22 protein-coding genes and 1 tRNA gene are annotated in these 18,806 nt (G+C 50.1%); 13 read left to right on the plus strand and 10 right to left on the minus strand.

Going from position 1 to position 18,806, the window contains the following annotated elements; all coding sequences use genetic code 11:
- The first annotated feature begins 18 nt into the window (after window positions 1-18).
- A complete protein-coding gene (locus AB1E22_RS01260; RefSeq protein ID WP_367593711.1) occupies window positions 19-1,302 on the plus strand; it encodes a YeaH/YhbH family protein in 1,284 nt (427 codons plus the stop codon).
- Window positions 1,303-1,336: 34 nt separating this feature from the next.
- On the opposite strand, the gene AB1E22_RS01265 is transcribed toward AB1E22_RS01260, so the two are convergent.
- Window positions 1,337-1,693 carry a D-Ala-D-Ala carboxypeptidase family metallohydrolase gene (locus AB1E22_RS01265; protein ID WP_367593712.1) on the minus strand — a complete coding sequence of 119 codons (357 nt, stop codon included), beginning with the start codon at window positions 1,691-1,693 and terminating at the stop codon, window positions 1,337-1,339.
- Window positions 1,694-2,001: 308 nt separating this feature from the next.
- Here AB1E22_RS01265 and AB1E22_RS01270 point away from each other — a divergent pair, with 308 nt between their 5' ends.
- Complete coding sequence (locus tag AB1E22_RS01270; protein ID WP_367597298.1) at window positions 2,002-2,448, plus strand: DUF441 domain-containing protein; 447 nt, start codon at window positions 2,002-2,004, stop codon at window positions 2,446-2,448.
- A 5-nt stretch (window positions 2,449-2,453) separates the two neighbouring features.
- On the opposite strand, the gene AB1E22_RS01275 is transcribed toward AB1E22_RS01270, so the two are convergent.
- Window positions 2,454-3,236 (minus strand): AraC family transcriptional regulator, encoded by a 783-nt coding sequence (locus AB1E22_RS01275; protein WP_367593713.1) that lies wholly within the window; start codon window positions 3,234-3,236, stop codon window positions 2,454-2,456.
- Window positions 3,237-3,334: 98 nt separating this feature from the next.
- Between AB1E22_RS01275 and AB1E22_RS01280 the strand changes: the two genes are divergently transcribed.
- Window positions 3,335-4,531 carry a CynX/NimT family MFS transporter gene (locus tag AB1E22_RS01280; RefSeq protein WP_367593714.1) on the plus strand — a complete coding sequence of 399 codons (1,197 nt, stop codon included), beginning with the start codon at window positions 3,335-3,337 and terminating at the stop codon, window positions 4,529-4,531.
- A gap of 43 nt (window positions 4,532-4,574) precedes the next feature.
- On the opposite strand, the gene AB1E22_RS01285 is transcribed toward AB1E22_RS01280, so the two are convergent.
- A complete protein-coding gene (locus tag AB1E22_RS01285; RefSeq protein WP_367593715.1) occupies window positions 4,575-5,279 on the minus strand; it encodes a CTP synthase C-terminal region-related (seleno)protein in 705 nt (234 codons plus the stop codon).
- A gap of 154 nt (window positions 5,280-5,433) precedes the next feature.
- Here AB1E22_RS01285 and AB1E22_RS01290 point away from each other — a divergent pair, with 154 nt between their 5' ends.
- Complete coding sequence (locus tag AB1E22_RS01290; RefSeq protein ID WP_367593716.1) at window positions 5,434-5,928, plus strand: DUF523 domain-containing protein; 495 nt, start codon at window positions 5,434-5,436, stop codon at window positions 5,926-5,928.
- 28 nt (window positions 5,929-5,956) lie between these two features.
- Here AB1E22_RS01290 and AB1E22_RS01295 read toward each other — a convergent pair whose 3' ends face one another.
- The 3 genes from AB1E22_RS01295 to cspE form a co-directional block, all read right to left on the minus strand.
- Complete coding sequence (locus AB1E22_RS01295) at window positions 5,957-6,262, minus strand: hypothetical protein (RefSeq protein ID WP_367593717.1); 306 nt, start codon at window positions 6,260-6,262, stop codon at window positions 5,957-5,959.
- Window positions 6,263-6,442: 180 nt separating this feature from the next.
- Entirely contained in the window at window positions 6,443-6,601 is a 159-nt protein-coding gene (locus AB1E22_RS01300) for a YqaE/Pmp3 family membrane protein (RefSeq protein WP_367593718.1), read from the minus strand.
- 281 nt (window positions 6,602-6,882) lie between these two features.
- Window positions 6,883-7,092, minus strand: coding sequence for a transcription antiterminator/RNA stability regulator CspE (gene cspE, locus AB1E22_RS01305; RefSeq protein WP_034456078.1), 210 nt, complete (start codon window positions 7,090-7,092; stop codon window positions 6,883-6,885).
- A gap of 333 nt (window positions 7,093-7,425) precedes the next feature.
- Here cspE and AB1E22_RS01310 point away from each other — a divergent pair, with 333 nt between their 5' ends.
- Window positions 7,426-8,868 (plus strand): transporter substrate-binding domain-containing protein, encoded by a 1,443-nt coding sequence (locus AB1E22_RS01310; RefSeq protein ID WP_367593719.1) that lies wholly within the window; start codon window positions 7,426-7,428, stop codon window positions 8,866-8,868.
- 82 nt (window positions 8,869-8,950) lie between these two features.
- Here the strand turns inward: AB1E22_RS01310 and AB1E22_RS01315 are convergent.
- Window positions 8,951-9,026 (minus strand) — tRNA-Thr (locus tag AB1E22_RS01315).
- Window positions 9,027-9,248: 222 nt separating this feature from the next.
- Between AB1E22_RS01315 and AB1E22_RS01320 the strand changes: the two genes are divergently transcribed.
- On the plus strand, window positions 9,249-9,491 hold the full coding sequence (locus AB1E22_RS01320) for a DinI family protein (RefSeq protein ID WP_367593720.1): 243 nt from the start codon (window positions 9,249-9,251) through the stop codon (window positions 9,489-9,491).
- Between the two features lie 243 nt (window positions 9,492-9,734).
- Here the strand turns inward: AB1E22_RS01320 and AB1E22_RS01325 are convergent, their stop codons facing one another.
- On the minus strand, window positions 9,735-9,872 hold the full coding sequence (locus AB1E22_RS01325) for a hypothetical protein (RefSeq protein ID WP_367593721.1): 138 nt from the start codon (window positions 9,870-9,872) through the stop codon (window positions 9,735-9,737).
- Between the two features lie 311 nt (window positions 9,873-10,183).
- Window positions 10,184-11,434 (minus strand): NADP-dependent isocitrate dehydrogenase, encoded by a 1,251-nt coding sequence (gene icd, locus AB1E22_RS01330; RefSeq protein WP_367593722.1) that lies wholly within the window; start codon window positions 11,432-11,434, stop codon window positions 10,184-10,186.
- A 108-nt stretch (window positions 11,435-11,542) separates the two neighbouring features.
- Between icd and rluE the strand changes: the two genes are divergently transcribed.
- Entirely contained in the window at window positions 11,543-12,205 is a 663-nt protein-coding gene (rluE, locus tag AB1E22_RS01335; RefSeq protein ID WP_367593723.1) for a 23S rRNA pseudouridine(2457) synthase RluE, read from the plus strand.
- On the opposite strand, the gene AB1E22_RS01340 is transcribed toward rluE, so the two are convergent.
- Entirely contained in the window at window positions 12,200-12,697 is a 498-nt protein-coding gene (locus AB1E22_RS01340) for a methylglyoxal synthase (protein WP_367593724.1), read from the minus strand. The genes rluE and AB1E22_RS01340 overlap by 6 nt on opposite strands.
- A gap of 117 nt (window positions 12,698-12,814) precedes the next feature.
- Between AB1E22_RS01340 and AB1E22_RS01345 the strand changes: the two genes are divergently transcribed.
- From AB1E22_RS01345 to phoQ, 6 genes are all read left to right on the plus strand, one after another.
- A complete protein-coding gene (locus tag AB1E22_RS01345; RefSeq protein WP_367593725.1) occupies window positions 12,815-13,264 on the plus strand; it encodes an NUDIX hydrolase in 450 nt (149 codons plus the stop codon).
- 67 nt (window positions 13,265-13,331) lie between these two features.
- Window positions 13,332-14,438, plus strand: a complete 1,107-nt coding sequence (gene mnmA / locus AB1E22_RS01350; RefSeq protein ID WP_367593726.1) for a tRNA 2-thiouridine(34) synthase MnmA — start codon at window positions 13,332-13,334, stop codon at window positions 14,436-14,438.
- 23 nt (window positions 14,439-14,461) lie between these two features.
- A complete protein-coding gene (hflD, locus tag AB1E22_RS01355) occupies window positions 14,462-15,091 on the plus strand; it encodes a high frequency lysogenization protein HflD (protein WP_367593727.1) in 630 nt (209 codons plus the stop codon).
- A 20-nt stretch (window positions 15,092-15,111) separates the two neighbouring features.
- Window positions 15,112-16,482, plus strand: coding sequence for an adenylosuccinate lyase (gene purB, locus AB1E22_RS01360; RefSeq protein ID WP_367593728.1), 1,371 nt, complete (start codon window positions 15,112-15,114; stop codon window positions 16,480-16,482).
- Window positions 16,483-16,600: 118 nt separating this feature from the next.
- Window positions 16,601-17,272: a two-component system response regulator PhoP gene (gene phoP, locus AB1E22_RS01365; protein WP_367593729.1), complete on the plus strand. Its 672-nt coding sequence runs from the start codon at window positions 16,601-16,603 to the stop codon at window positions 17,270-17,272.
- A gap of 2 nt (window positions 17,273-17,274) precedes the next feature.
- On the plus strand, window positions 17,275-18,735 hold the full coding sequence (gene phoQ, locus AB1E22_RS01370; protein ID WP_437178364.1) for a two-component system sensor histidine kinase PhoQ: 1,461 nt from the start codon (window positions 17,275-17,277) through the stop codon (window positions 18,733-18,735).
- Window positions 18,736-18,806 lie beyond the last annotated feature (71 nt).

Raw genomic sequence — 18,806 nt, forward strand, 5'->3', positions numbered from 1 at the left:
TAAGCAGTTGGGGGAAATATGGCCTATTTTATTGACAGGCGACTGAACGGCAAAAATAAAAGCGCGGTCAATCGCCAGCGCTTTTTACGCCGTTATAAGGCACAGATTAAACAGTCGATTTCCGAGGCCATCAACAAGCGTTCGGTAACCGACGTGGACAGCGGCGAGTCCGTCTCAATCCCAAGTGAAGACATCAGCGAACCGATGTTTCATCAAGGACGTGGCGGTCTGCGGCATCGTGTGCATCCGGGTAACGATCACTTCGTGCAGAACGACCGTATCGAGCGCCCACAGGGCGGCGGTGGGGGTTCCGGTGGTGGCCAGGGCCAGGCGAGTCAGGATGGTGAAGGCCAGGATGAATTCGTCTTTCAAATTTCAAAGGACGAATATCTCGACTTACTGTTTGAAGACCTGGCCTTGCCGAATCTGAAGAAGAATCAGCATCGCCAGATAACCGAGTTTAAATCACATCGCGCGGGTTACACCTCGAATGGCGTACCGGCAAATATCAGCGTGGTTCGTTCCCTGCAAAACTCACTGGCACGTCGCACGGCAATGACCGCCGGAAAACGTCGCCAGTTGCATGAGCTGGAAGATAGCCTGGAAACGGTGAGTAACAGCGAACCTGCTCAGTTGCTTGAAGAAGAACGCTTGCGCAAAGAGATAGCTGAGCTGCGTGAGAAAATCGCCCGCGTGCCGTTTATCGATACCTTCGATTTGCGTTACAAAAATTATGAGAAACGCCCTGAGCCTTCAAGCCAGGCGGTGATGTTCTGCTTAATGGATGTTTCCGGCTCAATGGATCAGGCCACCAAGGACATGGCCAAACGCTTTTATATCCTGCTCTATCTATTCCTGAGCCGGACCTATAAAAACGTGGAAGTGGTTTATATTCGCCACCACACGCAGGCCAAAGAAGTGGATGAACACGAGTTCTTTTACTCGCAGGAAACGGGTGGCACGATTGTCTCAAGCGCCTTAAAACTGATGGATGAAGTAGTGAAAGAGCGTTATGACCCGGCGCTGTGGAATATCTACGCCGCACAGGCTTCGGATGGTGATAACTGGGCAGACGATTCGCCATTGTGTCATGAGCTGCTGGCGAAAAAATTGCTGCCAATGGTACGTTATTATAGCTATATAGAAATTACGCGCCGCGCTCATCAAACGTTATGGCGTGAGTATGAAGATTTGCAGTCGACGTTTGATAACTTTGCCATGCAGCATATTCGCGACCAGGATGATATTTATCCGGTATTCCGCGAGCTGTTCCAAAAACAGGCGAGCCATTCTCACAATTAACCTTTAGATTGGCCAGATTAACTCTGGCCATCTTCTATTCCCACCAACGAACCGCCGCAGCACGTACATCAATATGTGTATAAGTATTACTGCGCCCTATTCCATATTGCTGAGCATACTTTGCTTCCAGATAATCGGCTACTTTATCAGGCTCAATAGTGTCAACAATGAAATCTGCCGCCGTGCCTAATAAATGCTGGCTTGCATATTCATCAGCACAAATTTTGTTGTAATGCGTACAACTACACCCTTTCTTGATGAATACTGGCCGTTCAAAATACTGACGCACCCCCTCCAGAATCGCCACTAACTCAATGCTAACATCACTAAAACCGCAGCCACACGGACAGGAAAATTCATGGCGGAAAAAATGAGGGGAAAGAGCTTTCACGTAATGGTTTCGCTATTTATCAGAATAAAAGAGTGGCAAAGAAAGAATGTTTTAATAAAGTCAGGAACATTAAAACCACCTATGCGGGAGAAGGGTAAGGGTTAATAGCCATATAGTTCAAATAGTTTTTATAGATCAAAATCCATTAATTGATCGTCAAAAACGATTCCACTTCCAACGGGAATTATGCAATTGCACAAAAATACGGAACTTCACTTAAAAAGACTGACGAGGGAATAGGCGTGCGCCTAAAGTAAGATTAACAATAAAAATAGTTTTCTTTTTATATTTCGCAAGGAAAAATCATGATATTCGATTCAACACTATTGATTTTGCTAGCCCTTGCAGGCCTTGGTTTTGCCAGCCATAACACCACGGTTGCCGTCTCTATTCTGGTGCTGATCATTGTTCGGGTAACACCGCTTAGCCAGTTCTTCCCATGGATTGAAAAACAGGGGCTAACGGTGGGGATTATAATTCTGACCATTGGCGTTATGGCTCCCATCGCCAGCGGCACCTTACCTGCCAGCACCCTGCTGCACTCATTTACTCACTGGAAATCATTGGTGGCGGTTGCCGTGGGCGTGTTTGTCTCATGGCTAGGCGGGCGTGGCGTTACGTTGATGAGCAGCCAGCCGAGCTTAGTCGCGGGTCTGTTGGTTGGCACCGTTCTGGGCGTGGCGCTATTTCGCGGCGTACCAGTGGGGCCGCTGATTGCCGCAGGGCTTGTCTCGCTGGTAATAGGCAGACAGTGACGCCGTTAATGCGGATCCAGTGCCGTAAGATAGCGACCCGGCGTCGTCCCCAGCGCTTTTTTGAACATGGTGATAAACGCATTGGTTGAGTCGTATCCCAGTTCACTTGCCACCTGTTGTACCGTCGAACCATCGATCAGCAGTTGCAGAGCAATGATCAGCTGTAACTGCTGGCGCCAGCGGCGAAAATTAAGCCCTGTCTCCTTCACCACTAAGCGGGCTAAATTTCGCTCGCTCATCGCAAGTTGTGACGCCCACTGCGCCAGCGTCCGTCGCTCCTGCGGGTTTTGTGCCAGTTGCTCAGCAATAAGATGAATTTTCGGATGGCGGGACATAGGCAAACGCAGTTGTTCAACCGGCTGATGGGGAAGTTCATCAAATAACACCTGCACCATGCGCTGTTGTGCCGGAGTGTCATCATGCGGATGCTGCGCCAGATGCAAAATTAGCTCGCGGACTAGCGGGGAAATTTTCAATGTGCAGCATTGCTCCGGCATCCCAACGGCACCCGGTTCGATAAACAAAAAGCAGATGCGTGCATTAGTGGTAGCGCGGTTACTGTGGGGCATTGAGCCGGGGATCCACACTGCGTATTGCGTCGGCACCATCCACATCGCCTGTTCAACCTCGCAGGTAATCCCTCCATGCAGGGCGACGATCAGTTGCCCTTTGCGGTGCTGATGGAAAGGAATTTCTTTGACGCTTTCCGCCACGCGTATCCGAAATGCCTGAGCAGGCTGTGAGCTGCTATCCGGGTCAAATCCCTCTAAGGCTAAACCACGTTCCATTTTTCTGTCCGAATTTAGGGGTAAACTGGCATTTTACGTTGATTTAATCATCGACAGAAGCGTGTATCTTTAGGCCTCGATTTTAATGGATAAGAAAAATGACGACTTCCCCTTCAGCGAGCGTAAAAAAACCGGCTTTATTACTGCTCGGTATTCTGATGCTTGCCACCACGTTACGTGTCACTTTCACTGGCGCTGCGCCACTGCTGGACATGGTGCGCGAAACCTTCGCCTTAACCACCGCGCAGACGGGAGTGTTGACCACGCTTCCCCTGCTGGCTTTTGCCGTTGTCTCACCGATGGCTGCGGGTATCGCACATCGCTTCGGTATGGAACGCAGTTTATTTGGAGCGATGATCGTCATCTGCGCGGGGATTGCACTACGATCTTCCGGAAGCATCGCGTTGTTATACGTGGGCACGGCGATCATCGGGTGCGGTATTGCAATGGGTAACGTCCTGCTGCCTGGTTTGATCAAAAGAGATTTTCCGGGTCAGGTGGCACGCCTGACGGGAGCTTATTCACTGACAATGGGGGTTGCCGCAGCCATCGGATCGGTCATGGTTGTACCCATTGCGCTGCATGGCTACGGCTGGCAGGGTGCCCTGTTGGCGTTGATGATCTTCCCTCTTATGGCGCTGCTGCTGTGGCTGCCTCAGTTAGCAAACCATACTCCAGCAAACCTGAGTGCCAGCGGTGCGCTGCATAACCGAGGAATTTGGTCCTCCCCGCTTGCGTGGCAGGTGACGATGTATCTGGGGATTAATTCGTTCATTTACTACGTAATCATCGGCTGGCTTCCTTCCATTCTCATCAGCCACGGATATAGCGAAGCGCAGGCAGGTTCGCTGCACGGCCTGTTACAACTGGCGACGGCGATCCCTGGTTTATTTATTGGTTTAATGCTTAGTCGGCTGAAAGACCAGCGAGGCATTGCCGTTCTGATGGCGATGCTGTGGGGTTTGAGTACGCTCGGCCTGTGGCTGCTGCCTGACTATGCCAGCGTGTGGGTGTGCGTGGGAGGGTTTGGGTCAGGTGCCGCCATGATCCTTGGCCTGTCATTCATCGGGCTGCGCACCGGCTCCGCGCACCAGGCTGCTGCCCTTTCCGGCATGGCACAATGCGTGGGCTACCTGCTTGCCGCTTTCGGCCCGCCAGTGATGGGAAAAATTCATGATGTTTCAGGAAACTGGAGCCTACCGCTACTGGGATGCGCATTACTCTCGGTTTTTATGGCGATATTTGGCGTTAGAGCAGGACGCAACGTTGAAATTGGCGCGCCAGTGAAAAAGTGATTGCGTTTACCCTCTCACCTTTTGGCAAGAGGGTAACTGTTTACTATTGTGCTGCGCGAAGCAAAGCCTCAACCAAAGGTGCTGCCTGCTCTTTTAAAGCATTCCGTTCATGCTGGAATAGCGTGCCGACAAAGAAAGGGTGATCGGTCAGTTCTACGGCCCGGATTTCACCCTGAGCATCCCACCCCGTAGCCTGTAGAGGCGACTGCCTTAATTGCTCGGCGAACGTTTCGGCAATGCCATAGTTACAGTGGTAACCCTCTTCAATGTGCAACCGTCCATAAGCCGTTGCAATTAATGAACCCGGCTTGAGTTCAATGCCGTCCGATTTCTCCACCAGCGAACAGTTCAGCGGCCCAATGACCCACCTTCCCTCACGGGAGGTTTCAGCATGAGCGGCATCCTCCCACCCCATAACATTGCGTGCATACTCAATCACCGCATGCTGAAAACCACCGCATGTACCAAGAAAAGGTACCTGATTTTCACGGGCGAAGCGGATTGCCAGAAAAGCGCCATCAACATTTTGATAGGGGCTGGCCGGAACACACCAGATCGCGTCATAACCCACCATATCTTCCGGGCTCGTGACTTCCGTTGTCGGTAACCAATCATAATCAACGGTTACGCCAACATATTCAGCAGCGTTATCTAAAGCGAGGGGAATGGCCTGATGTGCAATAACCGCAGAATTATAGTCACCGACTAATGCAATTCTAAGCGTTTGTTTCAGAGGCAAGGGAGACATTTATTTGATTATCCTTATGTTTAATATTATCTGGAACATAAGGAATGATAGAGTATGCCGCTGCCGTTTACCTTGCAACGCCCAAAATTAGCGGGGTGGCGTAGAGACAATATCCTGTAGTAACGTGACCGCTTACCCATTTACGCGTGATGAAATGAAAACAAAAATTCTGGTCAGTGCCTGTCTGATGGGCTTTAAAGTTCGTTATAACGGGCAAAATAAACCATTCCTGGCCGAGATATTAGAGCTCTGGCAACGAGAACAGCGGTTGGTTATTCATTGCCCGGAATTAGCCGCAGGGCTTGAAACGCCTCGCCTGCCTGCGGAACTGGTCGGCGGGGGCGGCCTGGCCGCACTTACAGGCGATGCAAAAATTCAGGAAAGTGATGGTTCAGATGTAACTCAACGCTATTTATTAGCCGCATGGCTTGCGTTGAAAACCGCTCAAGATTCTGGATGCCGACTGGCATTGATGACCGATGGCAGCCCAACCTGCGGCAGTAAGAAGATTTATGACGGCAATTTTCAGGGGATAACGCAGTCTGGGATGGGTGTTGCGGCAGCGTTATTACGCGAGCATGGTATCGAGGTTTATGCAGAAGATGAACTCCCCGCGTTGATCGCTCGTATCGAGGAGTTAGAGCGTTAGCCGTCGGCTTTCATCATTTCTATTAATGCTAATGCGCAGCCTGAAGTTCTTCAGCTTCCGGCAATAATGTTTTATCGAGCGGCATCAGATATTCCGCACGCACAAAGGTGTACCCTTCGCGACCATCGAAAGCGACGACATTACCCGTCACCAACCACAATGGATGATTCGCATCGTGTGGAAGTTGTGTCACTACGCCGGTCACCGGATTCACAAAGCTTTCGCCCGGTTCGCACAGCCCAAAAAGCTCAACTGATTTACCCACATTCACACGCCCTGCGGCAGTACGGGAACCGATAATCATGGCCAGCATTCCCGGTTTTAACAGAAACATAAAATGACTCTATAGCTGATTAAAAAATTGGCTATATCAGAACATTCTTAGTGGAAAATGTAAACAGGTGGCGGTGAATGGCTCTGCAAATGAATATGGGGCGGGATCTTTCGAGGGGTGCGCTGCGCAAATTTAACGATTACGCAGCGCATTTTAAAACAGACAATCTGTTTTGTTTTATTAATCGCGGGATTGCACCCAGAACGCATGAATCAGACCTGGAATATAACCCAGCAGCGTCAAAACAATATTCAGAAGAAATGCCCAGCCGAATCCCTTACCCAGCAATACACCTAGCGGTGGTAAAATAATCGTAAAAACAATACGCCAAAAGCCCATAAAAAAACTCCAGTTATTGATGTTATCCATACTAAAAAAAGTATATTTCACTATAAGCATAGTCTACCTGGTGTAAACCAGGTGAAGGTGCAGCGTTAATTAATGTAAAGACGAAGATAACCCTGCGCGTTATATGCGTTTGATTGCAGGATAAAAAAGAGAGGTTTAATGGATTTGGGACAACAAAAAACCCGCACAGGGCGGGTTTATTCACTTTGACTTAACGGCTCGGGTTGTTCACCGTCTTCGCATACGTCAGTCGCAGTTATGCGTTAGCAGTCTTACAGAGCAACAACGTTAGTTGCTGATGGACCTTTAGCGCCGTTCTCAACAGAGAACTCAACTTTCTGGCCTTCGTCCAGAGTTTTGAAATCATTGCTCTGAATGGCAGAGAAGTGAACGAACACATCTTTGCTACCATTGTCAGGAGTAATGAAACCGAAACCTTTTTCTGGGTTAAACCATTTTACTAAACCAGTCATTTTAGACATAGATACTTCCTCGATATTTTTATAGCCATTTACTATGGCGAACGTGGTCTGTATTGCAGAACGTTTCTTATTTAGGCACTTAGGAGGAGACTCACGAAGAAGGGGTATCTGATGACTTGATAGCGCTTGAACTGAGGACTGCTTTACTAAAACTGCTTTCATAAGGTCTGTCTTCCAAACCGATGACGCATTTACTCATGTCTACGCATTGGAAGCAAGAATTATTTTCAAATAATAATTTTCTCATTTATATCGGCATCCGTTTTATAACGCCTCCCCTGCTCGCAGGCTATAGTTAAACGGTACCCGGTTGGTATGTATGAAGGTGTGAGAATGGCTCGCGCGTGGTTGGTACTGATCTTTATTTCGCTCTTTTTACCGATGACGCAAGCTGCCACCGACGACCCGCCATTGAAAATTGAAGCCGAAATGAATGTGGTTTTTGGTGATTATGATGTGATGAAGAGTCGCCGCGTCGTGCGCGTGTTAATTCCTTACAGCAAAACATTCTATTTTATTGATAACAGCGGCACACAGCGCGGCCTTATGATCGAATTGATGCAACAGTTTGATAAACAAATCAATAAAGGTCTAAATCCATCGCAAAAAACGCATCTCGTTTTTCTCCCCACCGCCCGGGATGAACTTATTCCGCAGCTTCTGGCCGGGCGAGGCGATATTATCGCGGCGAATTTGACGATAACCGCACAGAGAGAAAAGCTCGTCGACTTCAGCACGCCATTGGCAAAAAACATTCGCGAAGTCATTATCGCCAGCACTCAGGCACCTGCACTTGAAAGCGTTGAGTCTCTGTCGGGAAAGTCCTTGTTTGTGAACCCATCCACCAGCTACATCTCGAGTATTGAAACGCTAAATAAGACTCTGGCGGGCAAAAAACTCCCTCTTGCAACCGTCATTCAAGCGCCGGGCAATTTCGAACCGGAAGATATTCTCGAGATGGTGAATGCAAATCTTGCGCATTACACCGTAGTGGACCGATATCTGGCGCTGCTATGGAAACAGATTTATCCCAATATTGTGATTTATGAAAATATCACCCTTCGCGATGATGGTTCTATCGCGCTGGCAATGCGCAAAAACTCCCCTCTTCTGCGTGCCCAACTGGATGCGCTCTGCGCCCAACATAAAATTGGAACGTCTTTCGGCAATCAGCAAGTTTATAAATACTTACGTAATACCAAATGGGTGAAAAATGCCCGTTCACAAGAAGAGCTAGACAAGTTTTACCAGGTCACGGAAATCTTCCGCAAATACGGCGAGCAATATAACGTCGACTGGCTGCTGATGGCGGCACAAGGCTATCAGGAGTCGCGTCTGGACCAGACTGTGCGCAGTAAAAGCGGTGCGATCGGCGTAATGCAGGTATTGCCTGCCACCGGAAAAGAGCTAAAGGTGGGGGATATCAGGCTTCTCGACCCCAATATTAATGCCGGTGTTAAATATATTCGTTTTATGCGCGACCGTTACTTTGCGGGTGAACCGATGACCGATTTGAACAAAATGCTTTTTACCTTCGCCTCTTATAATGCAGGCCCCGCCAAAATAGCCCGCTTACGTAAAGAGGCGGCAGCAAACGGTTTTGATCCTAATATTTGGTTTAACAACGTTGAACGGATCGTTCAGTTGCGTATCGGGAATGAAACGGTGCAATACGTGAGCAATATTTTCAAATACTACGTGGTTTATCAATTGATCATGGAACAGATGAAAGCGCGTAACCTGCAATCGCCGTTGACCGCCAGCAAACCCCAGTAACTTTTAGAGAAGGTTTTAAGGTAGCATCTGAAAATTGGGCATAAAAAAAGCCACCCTTGTGAGGTGGCTGTTTTTATAAAGATGGTGCCGACTACCGGAATCGAACTGGTGACCTACTGATTACAAGTCAGTTGCTCTACCTACTGAGCTAAGTCGGCATGGGTGAGAATCCTATATAAACACGCGGTGATATGCAACCCCTGTTTTATATCGATCGTTTATTTTTCAAGCTATTGATACTGATTGCTTTTTTATTAAACAATTTACTTTCAAAAAATATCCATTCCGCCAGATTTTAAATCTCTTACCCGCTTTATTAGTTGCCCTGTACCCGCCAATTTATTACTGTACATAAATACAGCCCATAATGAGTGACAAGAATGTACGTTGAACTGGTTTACGACAAACGAAATGTTGCACAGCTTCCTGGCGCCAGAGAGAAAATCCTCGCGGAGTTAACCAAACGCGTTCATAACATTTTTCCAGCCGCTGAAGTGAAAGTTAAACCGATGCAGGTCAATGCCGTGAATAGCGACTGCACGAAGAGTGAAAAAGAGCGCATTAATCGCCTGGTCGAAGAGATGTTTGATGAAGCAGATTTTTGGCTGGTAGCGGAAGAGTAACCCCTGCGGGCAAAAATTTACTTTGCCGAACTCACTCTATATTCTGTTTTCTCTTCCAGACAGAGCAATGAAAGATGAGAAAAACAACCATAGTATTAATTGTGGTGGCAATCGTCGTTTGGTTTGCCAGCCAGAAGGGATGGCTTTAACACAGTAAAACGGGAGCACATGTGACTCCCGTTTTTGTTTCACGCGAAAGTACAAAAAAACCGCCCGTAGGCGGTTTAAATCGGGCTAGTTGAATTATCTTACCGGATCTTTAACCACATCAGGATCGTCTGGGTCAAGGGGATCAATGACATCAGGCGTCTCAGGTATGGTGTCTCCGGGAAGCGGTTCATCCACAGGAACCGGATCAACTAAAAGAGGACGTACAGACATAAAACCTCCAACGTACTATCACCAGGAACTGACAAAAGAAACAAAGCTTACTTTTGGTTTTGTTTTGGCTTTTTCTCGTCGTTCTTCGGCGCTTTATCAGGGTTTTTAGGTTGATCTTTCGAAACGTTCATTAAAATGGTTTTCATGGATTACTCCAGTAGGGTTGGCAGCAAAATGCTGCCTCTAGAGTATAGGCAGTGACCACTCATTAGACCAGCGAGGCGGGAGCGATTGCTGCTTTGCAGGATGTGGCGATAAAAATAAAAACGGGAGCACCAGGCTCCCGTTAAGGTATTTAGCAAAATCGCTAATTACATATGTTCGATCATCGCGTCGCCAAACTCTGAACATTTCAGCAGTTTAGCGCCTTCCATCAGGCGTTCGAAATCGTAAGTTACGGTTTTGGCGTTAATCGCGCCTTCCATACCTTTAACGATCAAGTCAGCCGCTTCGAACCATTCCATATGACGCAACATCATTTCCGCAGACAGGATGATAGAACCTGGGTTCACTTTGTCCTGACCTGCGTATTTTGGCGCAGTGCCGTGGGTGGCTTCGAATAGCGCACACTCGTCACCGATGTTAGCGCCTGGGGCGATACCGATCCCGCCAACCTGAGCTGCCAGGGCGTCGGAAATGTAGTCACCGTTCAGGTTCATACAGGCGATAACGTCGTATTCAGCAGGACGCAGCAGGATCTGTTGCAGGAACGCATCAGCAATCACGTCTTTAACCACGATCTCTTTGCCGGTATTAGGGTTTTTCAGTTTCACCCATGGGCCGCCGTCGATCAGCTCACCACCAAACTCTTCACGCGCTAACTGGTAACCCCAGTCTTTGAAAGCGCCTTCGGTGAATTTCATGATGTTGCCTTTGTGAACCAGGGTCACGGAATCACGGTCGTTGGTGATTGCGTATTCGATGGCTGCACGAACCAGGCGTTTAGTGCCTTCTTCGGAGCACGGCTTGATGCCGATACCGCAATGCTCCGGGAAACGAATTTTCGTCACGCCCATTTCATCGCGCAGGAATTTGATCACTTTTTCGGCTTCGGCGCTGTCGGCTTTCCACTCGATGCCCGCATAGATGTCTTCTGAGTTTTCACGGAAGATAACCATGTTGGTCAGCTCTGGGTGTTTCACCGGGCTTGGCGTGCCTGCGTAGTAGCGCACCGGGCGCAGACATACGTACAGGTCAAGCTGCTGACGCAGCGCAACGTTCAGAGAACGAATACCGCCGCCGACGGGAGTCGTCAGTGGGCCTTTAATGGCAACGCGGTAATCACGAATCAGGTCCAGAGTCTCTTCTGGCAGCCAGACGTCCTGGCCATAAAGTTGGGTAGATTTTTCGCCGGTGTAGATTTCCATCCAGGAAATTTTCCGCTCGCCTTTGTAGGCCTTCTGCACGGCGGCATCAACCACTTTGATCATAGCTGGCGTCACGTCCACACCGATACCATCACCTTCAATGAAAGGAATGATTGGGTTGTGAGGAATGTTCAGTTTGCCATTTTGCAGGGTGATCTTCTTACCTTCCGCCGGAACTACTACTTTGCTTTCCATTAACCTCTCCTTCGAGCGCTTCTGGTTTTTTGTTAATGATTTGTAATATGCGAGCTCATACTACTCGAATATCATGCCCGCGCCAATCACTCATGAATTTCCGTTATAATGCGTGAATCCACCCAGTCTGAAAACACTATGAATAAAACTTCTTTTAGAAATCACCAAGTTGAACGATTCAGCACGCGACGCCCTGCCAAAAAAAAGCCGGCTACCGGGCCAAAGCGACTCGTTATCTTTAATAAACCCTACGATGTGCTGCCGCAGTTTACCGACGAAGCGGGTCGCAGCACGCTGAAAGATTACATCCCGTTACAAGGAATTTACGCAGCAGGCCGCCTTGACCGGGATAGCGAGGGACTGTTGGTGTTAACCAACGATGGCGCTTTACAGGCGAAACTGACGCAGCCTGGCAAACGCACCGGGAAAATTTATTTTGTGCAGGTGGAAGGCGCCCCGACGGAAGAAGCGCTGGAATCACTGCGCAACGGCGTGACGCTCAACGACGGCCCTACTCTGCCCGCAGGCATTGAGTTAGTTAACGAACCGGAATGGTTATGGGGGCGCAATCCCCCCATTCGCGAGCGCAAAGCCATACCCACAAGCTGGCTAAAAATCACCTTATATGAAGGGCGCAACCGTCAGGTGCGACGAATGACGGCGCATGTGGGTTACCCAACGCTACGCCTGATTCGTTATGCCATGGGGCCGCTGGAGCTGGCAGATTTAGCGCCGGGTGAATGGCGTGAAGTTCCGATGGATGGACTATAAAAGATGCTGAGTGTGGACGCCGTTTTGCGTGACATGAGAAACGCGGCTGCTGAGAAAAGCATCCCCATCAGGAACGGTGATTTCCAGCGCTTGCTCAAATAGCGACGAGTGAATCAAGAAATTGGCGCTACAAGCATTGCTGGCAATGGGGATGTTCCACGCCGTTGCCAGCCGCATCAACGCTTTGACATCAGAGTGGTGAGGCACCGCACTCAATGGGTCCCAAAAGAAAATCAGGACATCAATTTGGCCTGACGCAATCAAATATCCGAGTTGTTGGTCGCCCCCTATCGAGCCACTCATCAGCGCCAGAACAGATAAACGGGTGTGGGCTTGCAAGAGGTTTCCGGTTGTGCCGGTCGCATAAATAATATGGTTGCTGAGCGCGGTCTGATTATCAACCGCCCAGTTAAGCAGGTCTGGTTTACAAGGATCGTGTGCCACTAAAGCGATACGTTTCTGTTGCGGCATAATACGCGTGGTAAGCTGCATGGTGGTACCCTCGTGGTGATTTAAAAAATCCCACTTAGTATAGGTCACGGCAAAAAAGTGTGATCCAGATCATTTATTGATAATGATATGTATCATTGAGCTAACCGAGGAAAAACGATGTTTAAACCGCACGTTACCGTTGCCTGCGTGGTTCAGTCGCAGGGAAAGTTTTTAGTCGTCGAAGAAACGATTAATGGCAAGGCGTTATGGAACCAGCCTGCGGGCCATCTGGAAGCTGATGAAACCTTGGTTGAAGCTGCTAAGCGTGAACTCTATGAAGAAACAGGGATTCAGGCTGAACCCCAAACGTTTATCCGCATGCACCAGTGGATAGCGCCAGATAACACGCCATTCCTGCGCTTCCTGTTCTCCATCGATCTGGAAGAACAGAGTCCAACGCATCCTCAGGACGCCGACATCGATCGCTGTTTATGGCTGAGTCCGCAACAAATTGTTAACGCTACAAATTTACGCTCACCGCTGGTCGCCGAAAGTATTCGCTGCTATCAACGTGCGGAACGTTATCCGCTCAGTATGTTAGGCGCATTTAACTGGCCGTTTAGTTAGGGGTGATAGCTGCGGGGATGCGTGATAGAATACGCCGCCTTATAAGTTCAATGTCGTGAGTACTCCAATGTCTGAAAGCCCAAAAAAAGTGATCGTCGGGATGTCCGGCGGTGTCGATTCCTCCGTTTCCGCATACCTGTTGCAACAACAAGGTTACAAAGTGGAAGGCCTGTTCATGAAGAACTGGGAAGAGGACGACGGCGAAGAGTATTGCACCGCAGCCGCTGACTTAGCCGATGCGCAAGCCGTTTGCGATAAGCTCGGCATTGAACTGCACACCGTAAACTTTGCCGCAGAATACTGGGATAACGTGTTTGAACACTTCCTGGAAGAGTACAAAGCCGGGCGCACGCCAAACCCGGATATTCTGTGCAACAAAGAGATCAAATTTAAAGCCTTCCTGGAATTTGCCGCCGAAGATTTAGGTGCCGATTACATCGCTACCGGTCACTACGTGCGCCGCGCTGACGTTAACGGCAAAAGCCAACTGCTGCGTGGCCTCGACGGCAATAAAGATCAGAGCTACTTCCTCTACACTCTCGGCCACGAGCAGATTGCACAAAGCCTGTTCCCGGTGGGCGAACTGGAAAAGCCAGAAGTACGCCGCATTGCTGAAGAGTTAGATTTGATCACCGCGAAGAAAAAAGACTCAACCGGTATCTGTTTTATCGGCGAGCGCAAATTCCGTGAATTCCTTGGCCGCTACCTGCCCGCTCAGCCGGGTAAAATTGTCACCGTCGATGGAGAAACCATTGGTGAGCATCAGGGGTTGATGTACCACACGCTGGGACAGCGTAAAGGTCTGGGCATCGGCGGCACCAAAGAAGGCAGCGAAGATCCGTGGTACGTGGTCGATAAAGACGTTGAAAACAATGTTCTGGTCGTTGCCCAGGGCCATGACCATCCGCGCTTAATGTCCGTGGGTTTGATTGCCCAGCAACTTCATTGGGTCGATCGCGAAACCCTGACCGAGCCGCTGAAATGCACCGTGAAAACCCGTTATCGCCAGACCGATCTTCCTTGCGTGATTACCCCGCTGGATGCAGATCGCATTGAAGTGCGTTTTGAAGAGCCGGTCGCCGCGGTAACGCCGGGTCAGTCTGCCGTATTTTATCTCGGCGAAATCTGCCTCGGCGGCGGTGTTATTGAGCAGCGTCTGCCGCTCGTCGTTTAATTGTAAACAAGGACGAAACCCTCGTGGCCAAAAATTACTATGACATCACTATCGCGCTGGCAGGGATCTGCCAGTCTGCTCGTCTGGTTCAGCAGTTGGCTCACCAGGGGCATTGCGATACCGAAGCGCTGCATGTTTCTTTAAACAGCGTTATCGATCAGAACCCGGGTTCCACGCTCGACGTGTTCGGCGGTAGCGAAGCGAACCTGAAACTTGGCCTCGAAACCTTGCTGGGCGTGTTGAATGCCAGCAATCGCCAGGGTTTAAATGCGGAATTAACGCGCTATACCCTGAGCCTGATGGTGCTAGAGCGTAAGCTTTACGGCAACAAAGGCGCGATGGATAAACTCGGCTCAAGCATCGCCGGTTTACAGCGTCAACTGGAACATTTTGACCTTGAATCCGACACCTTGCTCAGCGCAATGGCCGGGATTTATGTGGATGTGATCAGCCCGCTTGGCCCACGTATTCAGGTCACCGGCTCCCCTGCTGTGCTGCAAAGCCCGCAGGTGCAAAGCAAAGTCCGCGCCTCACTGCTGGCAGGTATTCGCGCCGCAGTGTTATGGCATCAGGTCGGCGGTGGCCGCCTGCAGTTAATGTTTTCTCGTAGTCGCCTGTGTGCTCAGGCCAAACAAATTCTTGCTCATTGTTAACCTCTCTGGAGTTGTAACTTATGGAATTATCCTCACTGACCGCCGTATCCCCCGTTGATGGACGTTACGGCGACAAAGTCAGCGCTCTGCGCGCTATTTTCAGCGAATTTGGTCTGCTGAAATTCCGCGTACAAGTCGAAGTACGTTGGCTGCAAAAACTGGCCGCGCACACAGCGATCAAGGAAGTTCCTGCTTTTGACGCAGACGCAAACGGTTACCTGGATAAAATTGTCGCTGAGTTTAATGAAGAAGATGCCGCGCGCATCAAGACCATTGAACGCACCACCAACCACGACGTAAAAGCGGTTGAATACTTCCTGAAAGAAAAAGTCGCGGCGATCCCTGCCCTGCACGCAGTATCGGAGTTCATTCACTTCGCCTGTACTTCAGAAGATATTAACAACCTGTCTCATGCGCTGATGTTGGAAACTGCGCGTAAAGACGTTGTTTTGCCGTACTGGCGCAAAGTTATCGACGCGGTGAAAGATCTTGCGCTTCAGTACCGTGATATTCCGCTGCTTTCTCGTACCCACGGCCAGCCTGCAACCCCATCAACCATGGGCAAAGAGATGGCGAACGTGGCATACCGTATGGAGCGCCAGTTCCGTCAGTTAGAGAAAGTGGACATTCTGGGCAAAATCAACGGTGCGGTCGGCAACTATAACGCGCACATCGTAGCCTACCCGGAAGTGGACTGGCACCAGTTCAGCGAGGAGTTCGTCACCTCCCTGGGCATTCAGTGGAACCCGTACACCACGCAGATCGAACCGCACGATTACATCGCTGAGCTGTTCGACTGCATCGCACGCTTTAACACTATTCTGATCGACTTTGACCGTGACGTTTGGGGTTATATCGCGCTGAACCACTTCAAGCAGAAAACCATCGCGGGCGAAATCGGCTCCTCCACTATGCCGCATAAAGTTAACCCAATCGACTTCGAAAACTCCGAAGGCAACCTGGGCCTGTCTAACGCGTTGCTGCAACACCTGGCGAGCAAACTGCCGGTTTCCCGCTGGCAGCGCGACCTGACAGACTCCACCGTGCTGCGTAACCTCGGCGTCGGTATTGGTTACGCGCTGATTGCATACCAGTCCACCCTCAAAGGCGTGAGCAAGCTGGAAGTGAACCGCGACCGCCTGCTGGCTGAACTGGACCTTAACTGGGAAGTGCTGGCGGAACCTATTCAAACCGTTATGCGTCGCTACGGTATTGAGAAGCCATATGAGAAGCTCAAAGAACTGACGCGCGGCAAACGCGTTGATGCCGAAGGCATGAAGCAGTTCATCGACAGCCTTGAGCTACCGGAAGAAGAAAAAACCCGTCTGAAAGAGATGACCCCGGCTAACTATATTGGCCGCGCCATCACGATGGTTGATGAACTGAAGTAATCTCCCCCGACTCCGCCGCCCGGCGGAGTCTATTTCTGGCTGTTTATCCGTTGTTTACTCCTCCTCGCCAATAATTAGCGTTAAACTATCAATGCCATTTATATCTCGGGGAAATACGATGCGTGTTCTGGTTGTGGAAGACAATGCTCTATTACGCCACCATCTTCAGGTGCAACTGCGTGAAGCAGGCCATCAGGTCGACGCCGCTGAAGATGCAAAAGAGGCAGATTACTTCTTAAATGAGCACACACCCGACATTGCTATCGTCGATTTAGGGCTGCCTGATGAAGACGGCATGAGCCTGATTCGCCGCTGGCGCAGCCATGACGTCACCATTCCTATTCTGGTGCTCACCGCGCGTGAAGGCTGGCAGGATAAAGTTGAAGTGCTGGGCGCGGGTGCCGACGATTACGTCACTAAGCCGTTTCATCTTGAAGAAGTCATCGCCCGCATGCAGGTGCTGATGCGCCGCAATAGCGGCCTGGCCTCGCAGGTGATTTCGCTTCCCCCGTTCCAGGTTGATCTATCCCGCCGAGAACTGCTGATCAATGAAAACCTGATCAAGCTGACGGCGTTTGAATACACCATCATGGAAACGTTGATTCGTAACAACGGCAAAGTGGTGAGTAAAGATTCGCTGATGCTTCAGCTCTACCCTGATGCAGAACTGCGCGAAAGCCACACCATTGACGTCTTAATGGGCCGCTTGCGTAAAAAAATCCTCGCTGAATATCCTCACGAAGCCATCACCACGGTGCGTGGTCAGGGCTATCGCTTCGATCTGCGTTGAACATGAAATTCTTCCAACACTTTTTACCGTTATCGCTGCGAGTTCGCTTTTTGCTGGCAACCGCCGCGGTGGTAATGGTGCTCTCGCTGGCTTACGGCGTCGTCGCGCTGGTGGGTTACAGCGTCAGTTTTGATAAAACCACATTCCGCCTGCTGCGCGGTGAGAGCAATCTTTTCTACACCCTCTCGAGCTATGAAAACGGCAAGATCAAAGTCGATCTTCCGGATAACCTTAATCTCAAAAGCCCCACCATGGCGCTTATCTACGATGCAAAAGGTCACCTGCTGTGGACCCAGCGCGATGTCCCACATATCGTCCAGCAAATCAAAAAAGAGTGGCTCGGCAGCAACGGTTTCCATGAGCTGGAGGCGAATATTGATACCAGCCGTGCGCTGCTCGGCGACGACGCGAAGCTCCAGGACCAGCTAAAAGATTTTCATGACGATGACGAGAGTTATGAAATGACCCATTCGGTTGCGGTAAATCAGTATCCGGCGATGGGCAACATGCCCGCTTTAACTATCGTTGTGGTGGACACCATCCCTATCGAATTAAAACGCTCCTACATGGTGTGGAGCTGGTTTATATATGTGGTGCTGGCGAATCTGCTTTTAGTTGTGCCGCTGCTTTGGCTTGCCGCACGCTGGAGTTTGCGCCCCATTGAAGCACTGGCAAAAGAGGTGCGTGAGCTGGAAAAACACGACCGCGACAGCCTGAATCCAGACACCACTCGCGAGCTGACAAGCCTTGTACGCAACCTTAATCGCCTGCTCCGTACAGAGCGCGACCGCTACGACAAATACCGCACCACGCTGACTGACTTAACGCACAGCCTGAAAACCCCGTTAGCGGTTTTGCAAAGCACACTGCGTTCACTGCGCACCGATAAGTTAACTATCGAAACCGCCGAACCGTTGATGCTCGAGCAAATCAGCCGGATTTCTCAGCAAATTGGGTATTATTTGCATCGCGCGAGCATGCGCGGTGACAGCGCGTTAATCAGCCGCGAGCTGCATCCTGTTGCGCCCCTGCTTGATAGCCTCTGCTCGGCGCTGAACAAGGTTTATCAGCGCAAAGGCGTCACGATCACTCTGGATATTTCTCCTGAAATCACCTTCGTGGGTGAGAAAAATGACTTTATGGAAGTGATGGGCAATGTGCTGGATAACGCCTGCAAATACTGCCTTGAATTTGTTGAAATTTCTGGCAGGCAACTGGATGACACCCTGCATTTAATCGTCGATGACGATGGGCCTGGGATCCCGGAAAGCAAACGCAGCATGGTATTTGATCGCGGACAGCGCGCCGACACCTTGCGTCCGGGCCAGGGCGTGGGGTTATCCGTCGCCCGCGAAATTGTCGAACAGTATGACGGGGAGATCCAAACCTCAGGCAGTGAACTGGGTGGCGCTCGCATGGAAGTGATTTTTGCGCGCCAGCGTCCAGACCGGGAAGAAGATTGAAAATACTCCCGTAAGGTAAGGCCCCATCCGTTATAATCCTCGGCAGGCTCCTTCACCTGCCGGATAATAAT

It is taken from the genome of Buttiauxella gaviniae, from assembly GCF_040786275.1.
In the GTDB taxonomy this organism is placed as follows: domain Bacteria; phylum Pseudomonadota; class Gammaproteobacteria; order Enterobacterales; family Enterobacteriaceae; genus Buttiauxella; species Buttiauxella gaviniae_A.

Coding starts and splice junctions, on each gene's coding strand:
- AB1E22_RS01280 (WP_367593714.1), top strand. CDS start 3,335: ATGACGACTTCCCCTTCAGCGAGCGTAAAAAAACCGGCTTTATTACTG.
- AB1E22_RS01345 (WP_367593725.1), top strand. CDS start 12,815: ATGTTTAAACCGCACGTTACCGTTGCCTGCGTGGTTCAGTCGCAGGGA.
- AB1E22_RS01290 (WP_367593716.1), top strand. CDS start 5,434: ATGAAAACAAAAATTCTGGTCAGTGCCTGTCTGATGGGCTTTAAAGTT.
- AB1E22_RS01260 (WP_367593711.1), top strand. CDS start 19: ATGGCCTATTTTATTGACAGGCGACTGAACGGCAAAAATAAAAGCGCG.
- AB1E22_RS01295 (WP_367593717.1), bottom strand. CDS start 6,262: ATGTTTCTGTTAAAACCGGGAATGCTGGCCATGATTATCGGTTCCCGT.
- rluE (WP_367593723.1), top strand. CDS start 11,543: ATGCGTGAATCCACCCAGTCTGAAAACACTATGAATAAAACTTCTTTT.
- AB1E22_RS01300 (WP_367593718.1), bottom strand. CDS start 6,601: ATGGGCTTTTGGCGTATTGTTTTTACGATTATTTTACCACCGCTAGGT.
- purB (WP_367593728.1), top strand. CDS start 15,112: ATGGAATTATCCTCACTGACCGCCGTATCCCCCGTTGATGGACGTTAC.
- cspE (WP_034456078.1), bottom strand. CDS start 7,092: ATGTCTAAAATGACTGGTTTAGTAAAATGGTTTAACCCAGAAAAAGGT.
- AB1E22_RS01285 (WP_367593715.1), bottom strand. CDS start 5,279: ATGTCTCCCTTGCCTCTGAAACAAACGCTTAGAATTGCATTAGTCGGT.
- AB1E22_RS01320 (WP_367593720.1), top strand. CDS start 9,249: ATGTACGTTGAACTGGTTTACGACAAACGAAATGTTGCACAGCTTCCT.
- AB1E22_RS01275 (WP_367593713.1), bottom strand. CDS start 3,236: ATGGAACGTGGTTTAGCCTTAGAGGGATTTGACCCGGATAGCAGCTCA.
- icd (WP_367593722.1), bottom strand. CDS start 11,434: ATGGAAAGCAAAGTAGTAGTTCCGGCGGAAGGTAAGAAGATCACCCTG.
- phoP (WP_367593729.1), top strand. CDS start 16,601: ATGCGTGTTCTGGTTGTGGAAGACAATGCTCTATTACGCCACCATCTT.
- phoQ (WP_437178364.1), top strand. CDS start 17,275: ATGAAATTCTTCCAACACTTTTTACCGTTATCGCTGCGAGTTCGCTTT.
- AB1E22_RS01340 (WP_367593724.1), bottom strand. CDS start 12,697: ATGCAGCTTACCACGCGTATTATGCCGCAACAGAAACGTATCGCTTTA.
- mnmA (WP_367593726.1), top strand. CDS start 13,332: ATGTCTGAAAGCCCAAAAAAAGTGATCGTCGGGATGTCCGGCGGTGTC.
- AB1E22_RS01310 (WP_367593719.1), top strand. CDS start 7,426: ATGGCTCGCGCGTGGTTGGTACTGATCTTTATTTCGCTCTTTTTACCG.
- AB1E22_RS01325 (WP_367593721.1), bottom strand. CDS start 9,872: ATGTCTGTACGTCCTCTTTTAGTTGATCCGGTTCCTGTGGATGAACCG.